Origin of the sequence: Xenorhabdus beddingii, from assembly GCF_002127545.1 — a bacterium.
Classification (GTDB): domain Bacteria; phylum Pseudomonadota; class Gammaproteobacteria; order Enterobacterales; family Enterobacteriaceae; genus Xenorhabdus; species Xenorhabdus beddingii.
This window is the reverse complement of the sequence record NZ_MUBK01000023.1, coordinates 16,677-34,900: the sequence shown is the minus strand read 5'-3', so window position 1 is coordinate 34,900 and position 18,224 is coordinate 16,677. Positions and strand designations below refer to the sequence as shown.

Genomic DNA, 18,224 nt, shown 5'->3' with positions numbered 1-18,224 from the left:
GGATTATTTAAAGTAGGCCGCCAATAGAGGGATGTTGGCGGCATTATTTTAATAATGGCTTATAAACTGATAACCGTCATGGCTTGGATAGAAAGCCCAAAACTTGTTTTCATTGGGGTTTAATAGCATTTCTCCACGATTGTTACCATTGATGAATCCTAGCCTATTATAAACTTTAGAGGGTAATTCAGAGGATTCCGTAATGATTTTTAGTTTTCCATGAAAACCCATTTCATAAGATATATTAACGGCTTTTTCTATTAATAAGCTGGCACAATTGCTTATCCCTGGGTGGGTAATGATTAAACTAACTTCAGGGTAGTACGGTGGGGTTTCAGCATAATATATAAGAGTCATTATCCCTATTGGTGTTCTATTGATGTATAAAACAAAATAGGCGTCATTTTTATTTACCCCGAATTTTTCATTGGATTCTTTAATAACATTTTTCGTATGGATTAACATGCTTTTAGTAATACAGCATCTTAAATTCCATAAGTCTTGAGGTGTCTTATTTGCCTTTTTCTCCAGGTGTTGTCTATCATTATCAATATCTTCAATATGGGAAAACCAGCCATCTTCTTCAATTGAATTATAAATTTTATCAACGATTTTTCTGGCTTCTTGCAAATCAACTTTTTTAATTACAGGTACATATCTATCAATTGATCTGTGTGGGGGAAAATTAAGGTTATCTGGATAGAGGCTATTAAATGATTTTGATTTAACTAATTTTCTTGGAGTGAATACATTAAGTGAACTTATTCTTTTGGGAATATAATCATTAAAGCTGTTTGTATTATCGGGTGGTAAGGTATGAAAAGATCGTGAACGAGATAACGTTTCTGATGGGGTTCTCTGTATACCCGTATTCCAGGAGGGTGTTCTTTTTAACATAATAAAATTCTCTTAAGATGATGGTTTTGTCTAGGTCAATTTGGTGCCTTGTAAAGCGTATCAATCTCTTTTTATTGTGATGAATGAGTCAGTTAATCAATGCTTTTTAAGCAAGTTCCTTTGAACCTATACCCTCCATGAGGGGGAGTAAAAATCCACACATCGCTCTGGGAGGGGATCAGGATCAGTTCATTACAAGTCCAATGCGTAAACCCCATTCTGGCATAAACATACCCATATAACTCTTCTTCAGCCATTAAAAGTTTTACGTTTCCTATACATCCTATCTGATAGGATTTATTGACCGCCGCTTCCATCAATAAATATGCACAATTCTGAATTCCCGGATGAGTGACCAGAAGTTCAATTTCGGGGTAAACGATTGATTCATCAGTATAGCCTTTGAATAACATCGCACCGATGGGTATTCTGTCAATATAAAGAATAAAATAAGCATATGTATCACAATATTGATCTTTTTTATCCAGGTGGTTTTTGTTAAATTTCTCTGTCATTGTTACAAGCATTTTATTGGTTGTATGGCACCTCATATTCCATAATCCTGTTTTATTTCTGATTTCCTGTCGGGTTTCTTTTTGATTATCAATGTCCAGAATATGATTAAACCATCCATCGTTAAGGATTGAATGATGAAGTTGTGATACAGAACTTATCGCTTCGTTAAGTTCTACTTCTTTGACCGCAGGAATATATCCATTGATTAATCTGGGATTGTTATGATTGATATTGATATTTAATATATTATCGGGAGGAAGAATGTTGAATGATGGTGATTGAAATAATCTTTTTGATATATAACCATTAAAGGAGTTTATTCGTTTGAGCATAATATTGCCTCTTGGGATTTTGTGCTTAAAATCAATTCGTTAACAACTTTTCGGTGCCTGTTTTTATTATCTATTTTAATTGTGTCTGATTTAATTTGTTTTTGTTTTATCTTAAAAATTGAATTAGATTTTTATTGTGGGTCCGCATAAAAGATTTATCACGTACTTTGATGTTTTATACAAGGATTTTTTATGAAATTAAATAAAAGTTATCTTTTTCTGCTCCCTCTTTTGTTAGGTGTGAGTCATTTTAGTATGGCGGATAAAGCGATTGAGGATTTAATCACAAAAAATGGCTTAAAAGATACGAAAGTGATGTCGCTGTACAAAAATGGAACATTAGTTGTTGAAGCCAATACCCCTAATAAGGTGACTTTGATAAATAAAAAAGCGGCTAAAGCCAATAAAGAGGCGGCAAAGGCGATGTACTGGTATCGGGGAATGGGGAACAATGAATATCGGGCATTTAATGCCAATAAATATCGGAAAGTTCCTTGTACTACAGAAGATAAGAAATTTTGTGGCATCGCCCCTGAATTTAATTACTCAAAAGGTTATTTGAGTAATAGTAATCCCGGCGTCGTCATTGAGTTCAGTACCATCGAACCTAAGTGGTTGTATCATGATTTTACTGAGGTACATAAGTGTCAGTTTAAAGCAGAAGGTGGCGGAACTTATGGTTTGGGACCTATCGGTACATCGGCCAGTTGTGATGCCAGCTATAAAAAACAGGGACTGGGTAATGTGTTCAATAAGTGGTTGGAAAAACCTGAAAAGATCGATGTGATTATTTCATATGTGTTACTGGCTAAGTAATTTCTCCGTCTGGCGCTGATTCGGCCCTAATCATCATGATGGAATAAGTTGGCAAAATAAAACCTCATATCACGGATGATATGAGGTTTCTTGTCCCAGATCGCGTCAGGCTACCTGGGATATGAGATTGAAGCTGCGGGATTAGATATCGATATTCGCCGCTTTCAGGGCATTTTCTTCAATAAATGCCCGACGGGGTTCAACCGCATCCCCCATCAGCGTCGTAAAGAGCTGGTCGGTTGCAATCGCATCCTTCACGGTGACACGCATCATGCGGCGGGTTTCCGGGTTCATGGTGGTTTCCCACAACTGATCTGGGTTCATTTCTCCCAAACCTTTATAACGTTGGACGGAAAGCCCACGGCGTGATTCTTTGGTCAGCCATTCCAGCGCCTGTTCAAAGCTGCTTACCACCTGACGACGTTCACCCCGTTCGATGTAGGCGTCTTCTTCAATCAGGTTTCCGATCATTTCACCCAAGTTGGTGATGCGACGGTATTCGCCACCGTGAATGAAATCAAAATCCAAATTGTAGTTGGTATCAACACCATGGGTACGGATGCTCAAAACCGGTTCGAAAACCTGACGTTCACGGTTCTCATGGATGTGGTAACCGTAAGTGCTGCCATGCTGCTCTTTATCATTCAGGCGCGTCGTCAGGGTGCTTGCCCACTCTTCCACTTTTGCTTGATCGTTCAGGGCATCTTCAGTCAGTTTTGGATGGTAAATCAGGTTGTTCAGCAGAGCCAGCGGATACAGGCGTTCCATGCGACGGATGATTTTGTGGGTGGTGTTGAACTCAGTAACCAGTTTTTCCAGTGCTTCACCTTTTAGTGCCGGTGCATGTGGGTTGGTATACAGAGCAGCGCCATCCAATGCGATGGACATCTGGTATTCTTCCATGGCATCGTCATCTTTGATGTATTGCTCTTGCTTGCCTTTCTTCACTTTATACAGTGGTGGCTGGGCAATATAGACATAGCCACGTTCGATGATTTCCGGCATCTGGCGATAGAAGAACGTCAGCAGCAGGGTACGGATGTGAGAACCATCAACGTCAGCATCGGTCATGATGATAATGCTGTGATAACGCAGCTTGTCCGGGTTGTACTCATCACGGCCAATGCCGCAGCCCAGCGCGGTTATCAGGGTTGCCACTTCTTGTGAGGACAGCATTTTGTCAAAGCGCGCTTTCTCAACGTTCAGGATCTTACCTTTCAGGGGCAGGATCGCTTGGTTTTTACGGTTACGCCCTTGTTTTGCTGAACCTCCCGCAGAATCACCCTCCACCAGATAGAGTTCGGACAGGGCGGGGTCACGCTCCTGACAATCAGCCAGTTTACCCGGCAATCCGGCCAGATCCAATGCACCCTTACGGCGGGTCATTTCACGGGCTTTACGTGCGGCTTCACGGGCACGGGCTGCGTCAATGATTTTGCCGACAACGGTTTTGGCATCGTTCGGGTGTTCCAGCAGGTATTCCACCAGCTTCTCATTCATCAGGGTTTCGACGGCGGTCTTCACTTCGGAAGAAACCAACTTGTCTTTGGTCTGGGAAGAGAATTTAGGATCAGGCACTTTAACGGAGATAACCGCAATTAAACCTTCACGGGCATCATCACCCGTGGCGCTGACTTTGGATTTTTTGTTGTAACCCTCTTTATCCATATAGCTATTAAGGGTACGGGTCATTGCGGTACGGAAACCCACTAAGTGGGTGCCCCCATCGCGCTGAGGAATATTATTGGTAAAGCAGTAAATGTTTTCCTGAAAACCATCATTCCATTGCATGGAAATTTCAACGCCAATGCCGTCTTTTTCTGTGGAGAAATAGAAGACATTTGGGTGAATCGGGTTTTTATTGCGGCTCAGGAACTCAACAAATGCTTTGATCCCGCCTTCATAGTGGAAGTGTTCTTCTGCATTTGTCCGCTTGTCGACTAAACGAATGGAAACACCGGAGTTCAGGAATGATAATTCACGCAAACGCTTTGCCAGAATATCGTATTCGAATTCAGTGTTAATTTTGAACGTATCCATACTTGGCCAGAAACGGACAGTCGTTCCTGTATGCTCGGTATCACCGACCACTTTCAGCGGAGATTGTGGAACACCATGACGGTAGGTTTGTTCGTGGACTTTTCCGTCACGGCGGATAGTCAGTTCCAGTTTTTCCGATAAGGCGTTAACAACAGAAACCCCTACACCATGCAGACCGCCGGAAACTTTATAGGAGTTGTCATCGAATTTACCCCCCGCATGCAGCACGGTCATGATGACTTCTGCTGCTGAAACACCTTCTTCTTCGTGTATGCCGGTAGGAATACCGCGGCCATCGTCCTGTACAGAAACTGAGTTATCTGCATGGATGGTGACAACTATCTTGTCACAATGACCTGCGAGGGCTTCGTCGATAGCGTTGTCAACAACCTCGAAGACCATGTGGTGCAGGCCAGTACCATCATCGGTATCACCGATATACATGCCTGGACGTTTACGGACGGCATCCAGCCCTTTTAATACCTTGATACTTGAGGAGTCATATGTATTCGACATCAACGTTTCTCGCTCATCTTAATCCTGTGGTTGAACCTCTATTTTGCCATGTTCTACGCGAAACATCCTACTATTTACATCAATCATGTCTGTAACTTGCCCGGTTGTGATTGCACTGACAAACACTTGGGCTTGCGTAGATTTCAGACGCTCGGCTAATAGCTGACGACGGCCGGCATCCAGTTCTGAGGCAAAATCATCAAGCAGATACAGGCATTTTTGCCCGCTCTGTCGGGTGAAATATTCACCCTGTGCTAACCGCAACGCACACATCAGTAACTTCAACTGACCACGGGAAAGCCTATCTTCTACCGGTGTGCCGTCCACCCTGATCCGGAGATCGGCTTTATGGGGGCCGGAAGCGGTGTAGGTTAGCGATTTGTCGCGCTCAAACTGCCGCGCGAGCAGTTCTGCATATTCACTCTCTTTGTCCCAGCCTTGTTGGAAGCTGATACTGAGGGTGAATTCAGGTAAAAATAGTTGGCAGGTTTTTTCGATATCTTCCGAAATGCCTGCAATGTATTCAGCTCGCCATTGACTGATCTCAGTCGCCAGTGGAGCCAGTTCGCGATCCCAATGTTGGATCTGGTTATAGCGGGTGACTTGCCGCAATGCCGCATTCCGCTGTTTGAGCAATCTTTTCAGGTTGGCCCAGGCAGTAAAAAAGCGTGGCTCATTGTGGAAGCAGCCCCAGTCAATAAAGGCCCGACGATATTTCGGGCCACCATTCAGTAAGGTGAAGCCTTCTGGTGTGATCAGTTGCATGGGCAACATTTTTGCCAGTTCAGCAATTTTATGCCCATCACTGCCATCGATCCTGACTTTGCCATCGCCTTGGCGATTTTTGCTTAAGCCCACCGATAAGGAACGTTCATGGGATTGCTGATCAAGCCGGCCATGAAGAATAAATTCCTCGCAATCATGGCGGATCACCCTTGCTGCCTGAATGCTGCGAAAGGCACGACCATGACCCAAGGTATAAATGGCTTCCAGTATACTTGTTTTACCGCTACCGTTTGGCCCAACCAGAAAATTAAAACCGGTTGCCAACGGTAAGTCAGCATTCGCGATATTACGAAAATCGCGGATCAGCAAACGCGAGAGAATCATACGTATGAATGAGTGTGGTTACAGGCGCATTGGCATCACGACATAAGTCGCGGCCTGGCTGTCTGAGTTCTCAATTTTCACGCTGGATGTGGCATCCGTCAGCAGGAGGCTCACCTGCTCGCATTTCAATGCGTTCAGAACATCCAAGACATAGCTGACATTGAAGCCAATTTCCATTTCTGTACCTTGATAACTGACGTCGACGATCTCTTCCGCTTCTTCCTGTTCTGGGTTATTGGCGGTAATTCTGAGCTGGTTTTCGCTTAAATAGATGCGAACGCCACGGAATTTTTCATTGGATAAAATCGCGGCCCGCGAAAACGCCTGTTTAAGCGTGTCGCAATTGGCTTCCAGCGTTTTATCTGGATTCTTCGGCAGTACGCGGCGGTAATCAGGAAAACGGCCATCAACCAGTTTTGAGGTGAAGATAAAATCACCGACGTGGGCGCGAATGTTATTGCTGCCAATCTGCAATTGCAGTGGGTTATCACCGCCATCCAGCAGACGCATCAATTCAATGACGCCCTTACGGGGCACGATCACGGAATGGGACGGCAGCGTTTGCCCGATATTCATGGAACAGACCGCCAGGCGATGGCCGTCTGTTGCAACGGTACGCAGTTCTTCCCCTTCGGTTTCAAACAACATGCCGTTCAAGTAATAGCGGACATCCTGATGCGCCATGGAAAATTGAGTTGACTCAATCAGACGTTTCAGTGTGGCTTGTGGCAGGGAAAATTCGACTTCGCTCTGCCAGTCATCAAGATTGGGAAAATCTGAAGCGGGCAGGGTAGAAAGCGAAAAACGGCTGCGCCCGGAACGGACGAGAATGCGATCGCCATCCAGCTCTACGCTGATTTCTGCTCCGTCAGGTAACCCGCGCCAGATATCAAAGAATTTACGCGCAGGGACGGTGGTTGCACCTTGCTCATGTGGCTGGGCAAGTGTCACCCGTGCCTTCATTTCCATTTCTAAGTCGGTGCCCGTCAGCAGCAGGGAGCCTTCAGTGACCTGCAATAATAGGTTGCCTAAAATGGGCAGAGTAGGGCGGCCGCCCAAGGGGCTGCTAACCTGCTGCAAAGGTTTTAATAATTGCTCACGTTCAATGATAAATTTCATAGCGCTAGGATGATAATGTTCTGATTAAGTTAGAAAAATCTTCTTTGATATCGTGACTCTCTTCGCGCAGTTGTTCGATTTTCCGACAAGCGTGAAGTACGGTGGTATGGTCACGTCCACCAAAGGCATCCCCAATTTCAGGCAAGCTGTGATTTGTCAGCTCTTTTGCCAGCGCCATTGCCATCTGTCTCGGACGGGCAACGGAGCGTGAGCGGCGCTTGGAAAGCAGGTCTGCAACCTTGATTTTGTAATATTCAGCGACGGTTTTCTGAATATTATCAATGGTGACCAGCTTTTCCTGTAGGGCCAATAAGTCACGTAATGCTTCGCGTACAAAATCAATGGTAATCGCCCGGCCGGTAAAATTGGCATTGGCGATGACTCGATTCAAAGCGCCTTCGAGTTCACGAACATTGGATCGCAGGCGTTTGGCAATAAAAAAAGCCACTTCCCCCGGCAACTGGATTTGGTTCTCGTCAGCTTTCTTCATCAGAATGGCAACGCGGGTTTCCAGCTCCGGTGGCTCTATGGCAACGGTCAATCCCCAACCAAAGCGGGATTTTAACCGATCTTCGACGCCATTGATCTCTTTCGGATAGCGATCTGATGTCAGAATAATCTGCTGATTACCTTCCAACAGGGCATTGAACGTGTGAAAGAATTCTTCTTGGGATCGCTCTTTATTGGCAAAAAACTGAATATCATCGATCAGCAAGGCATCCACTGAGCGATAATAACGTTTAAACTCTTCTATCGCGTTGTTCTGCAAGGCTTTAACCATATCCTGAACAAAACGTTCAGAATGCATGTACACCACTTTTGCATTGGCTTTGCGTGCCATGATGCTATTGCCGACAGCATGTAAAAGGTGGGTTTTACCCAAACCGGTTCCGCCGTAGAGGAACAGGGGATTGTATGCGCCCCCGGGATTATCAGCAACCTGCCTGGCGGCCGCTCTGGCGAGCTGGTTGGATTTACCCTCAACAAAGTTATCAAATGTGTGCTTGGGGTTGACATTGGAACGATAGGATAACTCTGGCTGGGCTTTCGCGTTGTCCCAGCTTGGACGCACAGATATACTGGACGGCGCAGCAGTTACCGGCATATCGGCAATGATTTTCTGAGAGGTAGACTGGTTTGGTGAAACAGGTTTATTGCCTACTTCAAAACGCAGCAACGGTACTTCAGGACCACAGAAATCATTTAATAACAAATTGATATTATTAATGTATTTCTCTCTTACCCAATCCAGCACAAAACGGTTGGGGGCGTAGAGAGCCAAAGTGTTATCACTCAGTTCTGCCTGAAGGGGTCGTATCCACATGCTGAATTCTGTGGCAGGTAACTCATCCTGCAATCGGGCAAGACATTGCTGCCAAAGCGAAAGTGACACGGCGAACTCCCCTAAAACGAGACCAATAAAAGAAACCGGAAAAATAGATACGTTATACTGGGCACAAGGCATTACCCCTCAATGCTGAGGAAGATAGCATGTATCTTGTGGCGATTTTCTAATTTCATCGCTCCCCAACGATCCGCATATAATAGATGGGTCGGGATCGTGACGGACGATCATAACGCAAAAGACGATATAGATCCTCATTCTTTTACACAGCTTTGACGCTTTTTATCCACAGGGAGATCACCACGCGTTGGGACTTGCAGAAGATAAAGGCCCGTAAGAGATACTTTAGTGTAATCATGGTAGATAGCAAACTTCATTTAGCTACTGTTTAAAATTCAATGTGAAAACAATACGATGATCACGAATTCAATGACAACGATCTGTGTATGATCCTTGCGCTTTATTACACAGTCCGTATAATCTTGCACCCTGCGTGTTATGCCAACGATTTTTTCCGGTTATCTCTGGTGAGGATTTGGGGTAAGCACTTTCGGGTAGCAAAACATCTTGGATTGACGAAGGGTAGTACATTTTATTACAATCCTGCCTCTTTCTCTATATTGATGTTGCGATTGAGGCATCGGTGTCTGCTCATTTCTCACTGGTCGCCAACGCATTTGCTGAATCAGTAACAAATTTTAAGCTAGGTAGAAATCGCTATGAAACGCACTTTTCAACCATCCGTACTGAAGCGTAACCGTACCCACGGCTTCCGTTCTCGTATGGCCACTAAAAATGGTCGTCAGGTTCTGGCTCGCCGTCGTGCGAAAGGCCGTGCTCGTCTGACTGTTTCTAAGTAATAAAGCTAACCATACCAAGTGGTTAAGCTCGCTTTTCCGAGGGAGTTACGTTTGTTAACTCCCGAGCATTTCACATATGTTTTCCAGCAGCCACAACGGGCAAGCTCCGCAGAGATAACGGTTCTCGGGCGCTTGAATGAGCTGGGGCATCCCCGCATCGGTCTAACCATTGCCAAAAAAAATGTAAAACGTGCTCATGAGCGTAATCGTATCAAACGACTGGCTCGTGAAAGTTTTCGTTTAAACCAACATAAATTGCCGTCAATGGATTTTGTGATTTTGGTGAGGAAAGGGGTCGCTGAGCTCGATAACCGTGAGCTAACGGAAGCATTGGGCAAATTATGGCGTCGTCACTGTCGCTTGGCTCGCGCCTCCTGATTGCTTTTATCAGAGGCTACCAGTTAGTGATCAGTCCACTACTGGGGCCTCGTTGTCGTTTCAATCCTACCTGTTCCCACTATGGCATAGAGGCATTACGCAGGTTTGGAATGATAAAAGGTAGTTGGTTAACAGTGAAACGCATATTAAAATGCCACCCTTTACACAAAGGTGGTGATGATCCTGTCCCACCTAAAAACGACGACAACAGAGAACATTAACGATGGATTCGCAACGCAATCTTCTTCTCATCGCTTTGCTGTTTGTTTCGTTCTTGGTCTGGCAAGCGTGGGATAATGATAAGAACCCACAACCAACGGCCCAGATCACGCAGCAAACAAATACGCTGAGTAGCGAAGCAAGCAGTGGGCAAGGTAAACTGATCACCGTGAAAACGGATGTGCTTTCATTGCATATCAATACCCGTGGCGGTGATATCGAGGAGGCTGATCTGCTGGCCTATCCTGATACCCTCGGTTCCCAAACGCCGTTCAAACTACTGGAAACAACCCCTGGGTTCACTTATCAGGCTCAAAGTGGGTTAACGGGTCTTAATGGTCCGGATAATCAGGCTGAACGTCCATTTTATCATGCCACTCAGAACAGTTTTGTTTTGGCTGAGGGTCAGGATGAATTGCGTATTCCAATGACTTATACCGCGCCGGACGGTGTTGTTTATGTCAAGACTTTCGTTCTGAAACGCGGTGCCTATGCCGTTTCCGTTGATTACAGCATCAACAACGTCACTGACAAACCCTTGCAGATGGCATTCTTCGGTCAGTTGAAGCAGAGCGTTGATCTGCCAAAACACCGCGATACCGGCAGCAGCAACTTTGCCCTGCATACTTATCGTGGTGCGGCTTACTCTTCTGATGAAGCAAAATACGAAAAATACAAATTTGATGATATTGAAAGCAAAGCGCTTTCCGTAACCACAAAAGGTGGCTGGGTAGCGATGCTCCAGCAATATTTCGCCACCGCCTGGGTGCCGGGAGAGAGCAAAACCAGCTCTTTCTATACCATTGACCTGAAAAACCAAAAAATGGCGATCATCGGGTACAAGGGTGAGAACATCAATATCGCTCCTCACAGCCAGCAGAATATCTCTTCTACCCTGTGGGTTGGCCCTGAAATTCAGGACAAAATGGCGGAAGTTGCACCACATCTGGATTTGACCGTAGATTACGGTTGGCTGTGGTTTATTTCCCAACCTCTGTTTAAGTTACTGAAATTCCTGCACGAATACATCGGTAACTGGGGTTTCTCCATCATTGCGATTACTTTTATCGTGCGCGGTATCATGTATCCGCTGACAAAAGCGCAATACACCTCAATGGCAAAAATGCGTCTGTTGCAGCCGAAAATCACGGCGATGCGTGAGCGTTTTGGTGATGACCGTCAGCGCATGAGCCAGGAAATGATGGCGCTGTACAAAACAGAGAAAGTGAACCCGCTGGGCGGCTGTCTGCCTCTGGTGATTCAGATGCCAATCTTCCTTGCATTGTATTATATGCTGATGGGTTCCGTTGAGCTGCGCCATGCGCCATTCATTGGCTGGATTAAGGACTTGTCTGCACAAGACCCTTACTACATCCTGCCATTGCTGATGGGTGTGACCATGTTTGTTATCCAGAAACTGTCACCGACTACGGTCACTGACCCAATGCAGCAGAAGATCATGACCTACATGCCGGTCATGTTCACGGTCTTCTTCCTGTGGTTCCCATCGGGTCTGGTGTTGTACTACATCGTCAGTAACTTGGTGACCATCATCCAGCAGCAGGTTATTTTCCGCAGTCTGGAAAAACGCGGTTTGCATACCCGCGAAAAAAAGTAGATCTTTTTAAAATTTAATGCGGAAGGCGGTCATTGGCCGCCTTTATTATTTACAGTGTTATTTGCAGTTTTATTTGCAGCTTATAGACCAAAAGAGAAAATTTCATGAATACCACTGATACGATAGTCGCTCAGGCCACTCCTCCGGGACGAGGCGGTGTAGGCATCCTGCGTATTTCCGGCCGCAAGGCGGCGGAAGTGGCTCAAGTGGTATTGGGAAAATGCCCAAAACCCCGTTACGCTGATTACCTGCCTTTCCGTGATGCTGATGGTTCTGTGCTTGATCAAGGCATTGCACTTTACTTTCCCGGTCCTAACTCTTTTACCGGGGAGGATGTACTGGAACTTCAGGGCCACGGCGGGCCGGTTATTCTTGATTTGCTGTTAAAGCGCATTCTGACCATTTCCGGTGTCCGCATCGCCAACCCGGGAGAATTTTCTGAACGTGCTTTCCTGAATGATAAACTCGATCTGGCACAGGCAGAGGCGATTGCGGATCTGATCGACGCCAGTTCTGAACAGGCCGCGCGTTCTGCGATGAACTCCCTGCAAGGTACATTCTCCCGTCAGGTCCATCAAATGGTGGAAGCGCTGACTCACTTGCGGATTTACGTTGAGGCGGCGATTGATTTTCCAGATGAAGAAATTGATTTTCTTTCCGATGGCAAAATAGAAGCCAAATTGGATGAAGTGATCGCGGAATTGGGTCACGTCCGTTTACAGGCGCGGCAAGGCAGCTTACTGCGCGAAGGCATGAAAGTCGTGATTGCCGGTCGCCCGAACGCGGGTAAATCCAGCCTGCTCAATGCGCTGGCGGGTCGTGAAGCGGCGATTGTCACTGATATCGCGGGGACAACACGCGATGTTTTGCGTGAACACATTCATATTGATGGAATGCCGTTGCATGTGATTGATACGGCAGGACTGCGCGAAGCGAATGATGAAGTGGAACGCATTGGCATCGAGCGTGCATGGCAGGAAATTGAGCAAGCGGATCGGGTGCTGTTTATGGTGGACAGTACGACAACCGATGCCATTGAACCTGCGCAAATCTGGCCTGAATTTATGGCTAAACTGCCGGCATCCCTGCCATTGACCGTTATCCGCAATAAGACGGATATGACCGGAGAAGAGACGGGGATATCCGAAGTCAGCGGTTATGCATTAATTCGCCTTTCTGCCCGTGACGGAAACGGTATTGATTTGCTGCGAGATCATCTCAAAGAAGCGATGGGTTTCAACAGCAATACGGAGGGGGGATTCCTTGCCCGCCGTCGTCACTTGCAGGCATTGAATACGGCGGCAGAACATTTGCAGGAAGGCCATCAACAGTTAGTTTTTGCCCGTTCAGGAGAATTGCTGGCAGAAGAACTGCGTTTGGCACAACAGGCATTGAGTGAAATCACGGGAGAATTTACTTCTGATGATCTGCTCGGCAGGATTTTTTCCAGTTTTTGTATTGGGAAGTGATGCTGAGAAAAGCCCGTTAAAAACGTAATACCGCTCGCTTAAACGCGAGCGACCTTCTCTTTTCAAGCTACATCAATTAGTGACTAATCCTGTGAACATTTCTAAACATATAATGTTTTCCTAATCCCAAAAGAACCCCTTATTAGCTCTGGATAAGCTCATCGAAAGCCTGAGATTAGAATAACGGAAATCTCGGCGGTTCCTGCTACAACTCCGTAGAGTTATTTTCTGTATGACGAATCAGCGTGATCAGCCCGGGAAGCCCATGTTCGATTTCATCCCATCTGAGCACAGCTACAGCCATATTACCTTTATCAATAACGCGGATAAGACCCGCTTCTCGCAACACCTTGAAATGATGAGAACGAGTTGCGCGTGTAACAGTGAGTCCAAAGGTAGAACAGTGTCGCTCCGAACCCGGTTTATCTTTCAGCAAATTTCGCACAATACTCAATCTCACCGGATCAGCCAGTGCTTTAAGTACTGTTTTAATATCAAAAGGTAACACCTCATCATTAATTTTTTCTTCCATTAACTTCCCTTAATTATAAATATTATTAATAAGTAATTGACAAAACCGGTAAAATCTTTAACATAACCAATGTTAGGTTGTCATCTAACGTTCAATTGTAATCTTGCTTTGTTTCGTTTAAGTAAGATAATCATAATACTGAGATTAATGATTAAACAAATGGAATTAGATTTTAAATTTGGGTAGGTACGGCATGCATCATTGCATGGGACAGGAACTGGCAAAGCTGGAAATCTGTACGGCAATCAAAAAAATGGTACGACTTGCCCCTGATTTGCCGTTATTTCACGGCGTATCACCCGAAAATTTAACTTGGGATGAAGGAATTATTCTCAGAAGACCAACCCCGCTGCCGGTTCGAATTACTCGTAAATAAGGTTTTAATCATATGGAAACACAAATTGTCGAAGCAAAATCATCGCATAATATGATTCTCTTCTGCATTCTCATTGCGGTGTTTGTTGTACCGACTTCAATTTCTGGAACAGCGATTGCTTTGCCAGCCATCAGTGCAGACCTACATAGCCAAACAGCATCTCTGCAGTGGGTGGTAAATGCATTTAATCTAACGTTTGCCTGCTTTACTCTGGCATGGGGCGGTCTGGCAGATGTCTTTGGTAGCAAACGTTCATTTATAGCCGGGGCGGCAATCTACTTTCTCGCTTCGGTATTGTCGTGGTCTGCTGACAATATCTACCTTCTTGATGTTGCTCGCGCACTGGCTGGGATTGGTGGTGCGGCGATTTTCTCTTGCGGAAGTGCCATCCTGATTCAGACTTTCAGTGGAACTCAGCGGACTCGCGCTTTCGCACTATTCGGTACGATAGCCGGATTAGGTATTACTTTCGGTCCAACACTGTCAGGCTGGTTGTTAAGCATTGCTGGCTGGCGCACGATTTTCATCGTTCATGCGATAGCCTTATTTATCGTATTGTTACTGACCCACACAATTCCTGCGGCAATAAATAAAACTGAAAAACAGCCATTCGACAGTTTAGGCATATTGCTGTTCATCGCCGCCCTGTTACTGTTGATGATCGGGATTACTCAGGGTGCGGAGCGCGGTTGGTTGGATAACTTGACTCTTAGCCTATTGGTGTCAGGAATTATTATTCTGACTGTTTTTGTTGTGGTGGAGAGGCGTACTGTCAATCCGGTGGTAAATTTCTCGCTGTTGGGGAATCACTATTTTCTGTCAATGATCTTGATCCCGGTGGTCGCCAGCTTTTGCTTTGTGACCCTACTGACCTGGTTCCCGACTTGGTTAATCGCAGTGAAAAGCCTGTCGCCGCTCGATTCTGGTTTAGTGATGTTAGCACTGACGACTCCTGTACTCGTGTTACCACTTGTAGCTGGAAAACTCGTAACGCGCGGCGTTGCAGCCAACTTATTATTGATTATCAGTCTGGTGCTGTTTATTGCAGGCTTACTACTTCTGTGGCTGTTTAACACGGGTAGTATGTCGTTACCTGAAATAATTGTCAGTCTTCTGCTTGTTGGTGCTGGTATGGGACTGTCGGCAGGGTTGGTGGACGGTATTGCGTTGAGCGTCGTTACTCAGAAGGAAGTGGGGCGTGCGGCAGGCATACTGAATACTTTCCGCTTGGGCAGTGAGGCTATCGCCGTGGCTATTTACGGTTCGTTGATGTCCACAGGAATTTACCAAGCACTCGCTTCACAACCGGCATCGGTTGGACAGAACAGCCAGCAGTTTATTTCCGATGTCGTGTCCGGCAACGCTTTTGCCAATGCTTCTGAGAAGCAGGCTGTATTGCTAGAAGACATTTACAAGCTTGCTTTCAGCCATACTGTGCTGGTGCTATTGGCCATTTCAGCCATTACTTCTGTATTTATCGTACTGATGATGCGTAAGAAGACAGTTAGGTAATATGGTCAAGAAATTCAGGGCATTTCCTTAGCCTCTTCCCATGGTCTTTCACATTCAGCAGGTGAAAGACCGCCATTTATGGCGGATCATTATTGCGTACACTCTGGTGCGCTCGGAAATGGCACACATAGCAGGAAACAGCATGTTGAGCTGCTCGCGCTTAAGCGAGAGTATTACGCTAATAACGGGCTTTTTTAATAAAAATGTCGCTATTGATTAAATCACTAACCGATCTAACCAATAATAAAAAAATATAACGTTTTCTATCTTAATATTGATCTTGATCCATAAATAGTAATTCAGTGTTTTTTATGGGACTTATCTTATTGTATTGAATTGTTCGTTTGTCTCTTTAAGGTGATTTTTTTTAGTTAATAAGTGTTTTTATGAATTTAATAATTTTTATTTTGTGTGATTAATGAGGTTGATTGTTTATATTTGTCACAGGTAATAAATAAATTGGATTTTATACTTCTTATTAGGGATTTTTTCCTGTGGTGATTTTTTTAGGTGGATTTTTTATTAAAAACAAATGGTTGAATAGGTGGGTTATGAATGAAGGGTGTTATTTAAATAGTTTTTTCTTACCCAATAATTAAGATTTAAAAAATAATTATAAGTATGATTATTTTTATTATTGCCATGAATTTTTATTAATTGACACCAGTAAATGAATTATGAGAGCTTATTATTCTCTATTGGGGTAATTGTTAAATATTTAATTGCGTATGGGTATTGTATGAATAAATATGTTTCTGCTGTATGCGAGGAGCTATCCTCTATTCTTTTTGTGGAAGAAAGTGATATTAAAGAAAATTCTTCATTAATTAATGATTTGGGGGCGGACTCTTTAGATGTCATTGATTTGACATTTAATTTAAGTAAAAAATTCAAAATAACGATGCCGACAAAAAGTGTGTTTGCTCATGCTGATGAGATCCTCACTGAGAATGTATTGTCGAGGTTATTGAATGGGGATGTTCTGACGCAAGAAGGTAAGGGGTTGCTCATTAACAGTTGTTATCATTATACCGAAGAGCAGTTGGATTCTATTAATACTCTGAGTGATGTGTTTGGTGAAACCAATGTACATAATTGGGCTTCATTATGTCAGGCAGTGTGTGAATCGAATGGAAAAACTGCGGATGAAATCATTATTGATGAAATTAGAAGATATTGTCCAGAGATCTCATCTCAATGATAGGATTCATCCTGCATATAGAAGTTAATAAAGTGTAACTTTAATGTGACTAAAATGACATTCAGATTTAATAGACTGAATGTTATTAAGGTAGAAATAACTATGGCTGGTACACCTACAGATAAAATTGCTGTAACTGGTTATGGTTTGATTGTTCGTAATCATGATTGCCCAAGTGATTTATTTAATTCATTGGCAGAAGGGAGATCGCTTATCTGCGAAGATGAGCTATTAAAGGAATATGGAATAACAAATATTCCTAGTGCCAAGTTAGCGTCGGAAGATGTAGATAGGTTACGTAATCAATTCAACTTTGCAGGACAATTATCCAATAATCGTGTTTTTTTGATGGCCTATGGTGCAGCATCAAATAGTCTGCACATGGCAGGGTTAACAGATAAAACGCTGAGTCAAGCTAACTGTGAATTATTCTTTGCCAATAATAAGATGTTTCTTGATAGTAAAGCGTTATTTGATCGCCTTAATCAAGAAACCCCCCATTCGCCAAATTATATTGATATTGAACGTGTCGGGGCATTAGTGCCCCCTTATGAACTTGTTGAGGCGCTGGCAAATCATTTACATATTCCCGCATTACCCAGAGTCTACAGTGATGCCTGTACAGCAGGCGTGACAGCGCTTTATTCCGCATGCCAGCATCTCAAGAGCGGCAGGCTTGATATCGCATTGGTGGGTGCTTCAGAAGAGGCCACGCATCCGATTATGCAGGTTTTGTTCAAGAAAGTGCGGGCACTTTATCGGGGAACATTTGCCGATTTGCGTCAATCTTCGCGGGCATTTGATAAAGACAGGTCGGGCTGCGTCCTGGCAGATGCTTCTGCGTTTTTGGTCGTAGAACGTTATCCTCACGCGGTTGCCAGAAAAGCCCATATTTTGGCTGAAATTGCAGGCATATCGCGGCAGTCTGAGGGGTATAAAATGACCTCGACGGATTTGTCCGGCCAATATTATCTGAGCTGCATGGCTGCGGCACTACGCGATGCGGGCTTATCGCCGAATGATATTGATCATATCAATTCCCACGGGACTTCCACGGTCAATAATGATCTTGCGGAAAGCCGGGCGATTAATGCGCTTTTTCCCCACAATCCCCCTGTGATATCCACTAAATCGGCGACGGGGCATTCGTTGGCTGTCAGCGGTCTGTTGGAGGCCATTCTTTCTATTGAGACACTGAAAAATGAACTTATTCTTCCCAGTCTGAATTTTTCTGAGCTGGGGAAAATGGATGGCGTTATTAACGTCAACCGTTCAGCAAAAGCTATGCGGGTCAATCATATTATGAGTAATTCCTTTGGCTTTGGTGGGGAAAATAGCAGTTTGATCCTGAAACGGTGTGGGGGGTAA

17 protein-coding genes are annotated in these 18,224 nt (G+C 44.6%); 10 read left to right on the top strand and 7 right to left on the bottom strand.

Features of this window, described 5'->3' with window-relative positions; translation table 11 throughout:
- Nucleotides 1–48: 48 nt before the first annotated feature.
- Together Xbed_RS13565 and Xbed_RS13560 are read right to left on the bottom strand one after the other, a co-directional pair.
- The gene (locus Xbed_RS13565) at nucleotides 49–897 is read right to left on the bottom strand and encodes a GNAT family N-acetyltransferase (RefSeq protein ID WP_086113443.1); all 849 of its coding nucleotides are present in this window, start codon (nucleotides 895–897) and stop codon (nucleotides 49–51) included.
- Between the two features lie 92 nt (nucleotides 898–989).
- Complete coding sequence (locus tag Xbed_RS13560; protein ID WP_086113442.1) at nucleotides 990–1,745, bottom strand: N-acetyltransferase; 756 nt, start codon at nucleotides 1,743–1,745, stop codon at nucleotides 990–992.
- Between the two features lie 192 nt (nucleotides 1,746–1,937).
- On the opposite strand from Xbed_RS13560, the gene Xbed_RS13555 reads away from it, so the two are divergent.
- Nucleotides 1,938–2,561 carry a hypothetical protein gene (locus tag Xbed_RS13555; protein WP_086113441.1) on the top strand — a complete coding sequence of 208 codons (624 nt, stop codon included), beginning with the start codon at nucleotides 1,938–1,940 and terminating at the stop codon, nucleotides 2,559–2,561.
- A 141-nt stretch (nucleotides 2,562–2,702) separates the two neighbouring features.
- Here Xbed_RS13555 and gyrB read toward each other — a convergent pair whose 3' ends face one another.
- Genes gyrB through dnaA form a run of 4 tightly spaced genes read right to left on the bottom strand, consistent with a single transcriptional unit; the run spans nucleotide 2,703 to nucleotide 8,739 of the window.
- Complete coding sequence (gene gyrB, locus Xbed_RS13550; protein WP_086113440.1) at nucleotides 2,703–5,117, bottom strand: DNA topoisomerase (ATP-hydrolyzing) subunit B; 2,415 nt, start codon at nucleotides 5,115–5,117, stop codon at nucleotides 2,703–2,705.
- An 18-nt stretch (nucleotides 5,118–5,135) separates the two neighbouring features.
- On the bottom strand, nucleotides 5,136–6,227 hold the full coding sequence (gene recF / locus Xbed_RS13545) for a DNA replication/repair protein RecF (protein WP_086113439.1): 1,092 nt from the start codon (nucleotides 6,225–6,227) through the stop codon (nucleotides 5,136–5,138).
- Nucleotides 6,228–6,245: 18 nt separating this feature from the next.
- Complete coding sequence (dnaN, locus tag Xbed_RS13540; protein WP_086113438.1) at nucleotides 6,246–7,346, bottom strand: DNA polymerase III subunit beta; 1,101 nt, start codon at nucleotides 7,344–7,346, stop codon at nucleotides 6,246–6,248.
- 4 nt (nucleotides 7,347–7,350) lie between these two features.
- Nucleotides 7,351–8,739: a chromosomal replication initiator protein DnaA gene (gene dnaA / locus Xbed_RS13535; protein ID WP_086113475.1), complete on the bottom strand. Its 1,389-nt coding sequence runs from the start codon at nucleotides 8,737–8,739 to the stop codon at nucleotides 7,351–7,353.
- 671 nt (nucleotides 8,740–9,410) lie between these two features.
- On the opposite strand from dnaA, the gene rpmH reads away from it, so the two are divergent.
- From rpmH to mnmE, 5 genes are all read left to right on the top strand, one after another.
- Nucleotides 9,411–9,551: a 50S ribosomal protein L34 gene (gene rpmH / locus Xbed_RS13530; RefSeq protein WP_015836465.1), complete on the top strand. Its 141-nt coding sequence runs from the start codon at nucleotides 9,411–9,413 to the stop codon at nucleotides 9,549–9,551.
- Between the two features lie 18 nt (nucleotides 9,552–9,569).
- On the top strand, nucleotides 9,570–9,929 hold the full coding sequence (rnpA, locus tag Xbed_RS13525) for a ribonuclease P protein component (protein ID WP_086113437.1): 360 nt from the start codon (nucleotides 9,570–9,572) through the stop codon (nucleotides 9,927–9,929).
- Nucleotides 9,893–10,150, top strand: coding sequence for a membrane protein insertion efficiency factor YidD (yidD, locus tag Xbed_RS13520; RefSeq protein WP_086113436.1), 258 nt, complete (start codon nucleotides 9,893–9,895; stop codon nucleotides 10,148–10,150). The genes rnpA and yidD overlap by 37 nt, the downstream gene beginning before the upstream one ends.
- Before the next feature lie 2 nt (nucleotides 10,151–10,152).
- Nucleotides 10,153–11,766, top strand: coding sequence for a membrane protein insertase YidC (gene yidC / locus Xbed_RS13515; RefSeq protein ID WP_086113435.1), 1,614 nt, complete (start codon nucleotides 10,153–10,155; stop codon nucleotides 11,764–11,766).
- Between the two features lie 104 nt (nucleotides 11,767–11,870).
- Nucleotides 11,871–13,235: a tRNA uridine-5-carboxymethylaminomethyl(34) synthesis GTPase MnmE gene (gene mnmE / locus Xbed_RS13510; RefSeq protein WP_086113434.1), complete on the top strand. Its 1,365-nt coding sequence runs from the start codon at nucleotides 11,871–11,873 to the stop codon at nucleotides 13,233–13,235.
- A gap of 205 nt (nucleotides 13,236–13,440) precedes the next feature.
- On the opposite strand, the gene Xbed_RS13505 is transcribed toward mnmE, so the two are convergent.
- A complete protein-coding gene (locus Xbed_RS13505; RefSeq protein WP_086113433.1) occupies nucleotides 13,441–13,767 on the bottom strand; it encodes a winged helix-turn-helix domain-containing protein in 327 nt (108 codons plus the stop codon).
- A gap of 193 nt (nucleotides 13,768–13,960) precedes the next feature.
- Here Xbed_RS13505 and Xbed_RS13500 point away from each other — a divergent pair, with 193 nt between their 5' ends.
- From Xbed_RS13500 to Xbed_RS13485, 4 genes are all read left to right on the top strand, one after another.
- The gene (locus tag Xbed_RS13500) at nucleotides 13,961–14,143 is read left to right on the top strand and encodes a hypothetical protein (RefSeq protein WP_086113432.1); all 183 of its coding nucleotides are present in this window, start codon (nucleotides 13,961–13,963) and stop codon (nucleotides 14,141–14,143) included.
- A 51-nt stretch (nucleotides 14,144–14,194) separates the two neighbouring features.
- Complete coding sequence (locus tag Xbed_RS13495; protein ID WP_167371917.1) at nucleotides 14,195–15,655, top strand: MFS transporter; 1,461 nt, start codon at nucleotides 14,195–14,197, stop codon at nucleotides 15,653–15,655.
- Nucleotides 15,656–16,394: 739 nt separating this feature from the next.
- Complete coding sequence (locus tag Xbed_RS13490; protein WP_167371916.1) at nucleotides 16,395–16,856, top strand: acyl carrier protein; 462 nt, start codon at nucleotides 16,395–16,397, stop codon at nucleotides 16,854–16,856.
- Nucleotides 16,857–16,958: 102 nt separating this feature from the next.
- A complete protein-coding gene (locus tag Xbed_RS13485) occupies nucleotides 16,959–18,224 on the top strand; it encodes a beta-ketoacyl-[acyl-carrier-protein] synthase family protein (protein ID WP_167371915.1) in 1,266 nt (421 codons plus the stop codon).

Bases quoted from the DNA above. Each gene is read 5' to 3' on its own strand.
- recF (WP_086113439.1), bottom strand. From the start codon at position 6,227: ATGATTCTCTCGCGTTTGCTGATCCGCGATTTTCGTAATATCGCGAAT.
- Xbed_RS13495 (WP_167371917.1), top strand. From the start codon at position 14,195: ATGATTCTCTTCTGCATTCTCATTGCGGTGTTTGTTGTACCGACTTCA.
- rpmH (WP_015836465.1), top strand. From the start codon at position 9,411: ATGAAACGCACTTTTCAACCATCCGTACTGAAGCGTAACCGTACCCAC.
- Xbed_RS13490 (WP_167371916.1), top strand. From the start codon at position 16,395: ATGAATAAATATGTTTCTGCTGTATGCGAGGAGCTATCCTCTATTCTT.
- dnaN (WP_086113438.1), bottom strand. From the start codon at position 7,346: ATGAAATTTATCATTGAACGTGAGCAATTATTAAAACCTTTGCAGCAG.
- Xbed_RS13505 (WP_086113433.1), bottom strand. From the start codon at position 13,767: ATGGAAGAAAAAATTAATGATGAGGTGTTACCTTTTGATATTAAAACA.
- Xbed_RS13555 (WP_086113441.1), top strand. From the start codon at position 1,938: ATGAAATTAAATAAAAGTTATCTTTTTCTGCTCCCTCTTTTGTTAGGT.
- Xbed_RS13560 (WP_086113442.1), bottom strand. From the start codon at position 1,745: ATGCTCAAACGAATAAACTCCTTTAATGGTTATATATCAAAAAGATTA.
- mnmE (WP_086113434.1), top strand. From the start codon at position 11,871: ATGAATACCACTGATACGATAGTCGCTCAGGCCACTCCTCCGGGACGA.
- yidC (WP_086113435.1), top strand. From the start codon at position 10,153: ATGGATTCGCAACGCAATCTTCTTCTCATCGCTTTGCTGTTTGTTTCG.
- Xbed_RS13485 (WP_167371915.1), top strand. From the start codon at position 16,959: ATGGCTGGTACACCTACAGATAAAATTGCTGTAACTGGTTATGGTTTG.
- Xbed_RS13565 (WP_086113443.1), bottom strand. From the start codon at position 897: ATGTTAAAAAGAACACCCTCCTGGAATACGGGTATACAGAGAACCCCA.
- gyrB (WP_086113440.1), bottom strand. From the start codon at position 5,117: ATGTCGAATACATATGACTCCTCAAGTATCAAGGTATTAAAAGGGCTG.
- yidD (WP_086113436.1), top strand. From the start codon at position 9,893: ATGGCGTCGTCACTGTCGCTTGGCTCGCGCCTCCTGATTGCTTTTATC.
- Xbed_RS13500 (WP_086113432.1), top strand. From the start codon at position 13,961: ATGCATCATTGCATGGGACAGGAACTGGCAAAGCTGGAAATCTGTACG.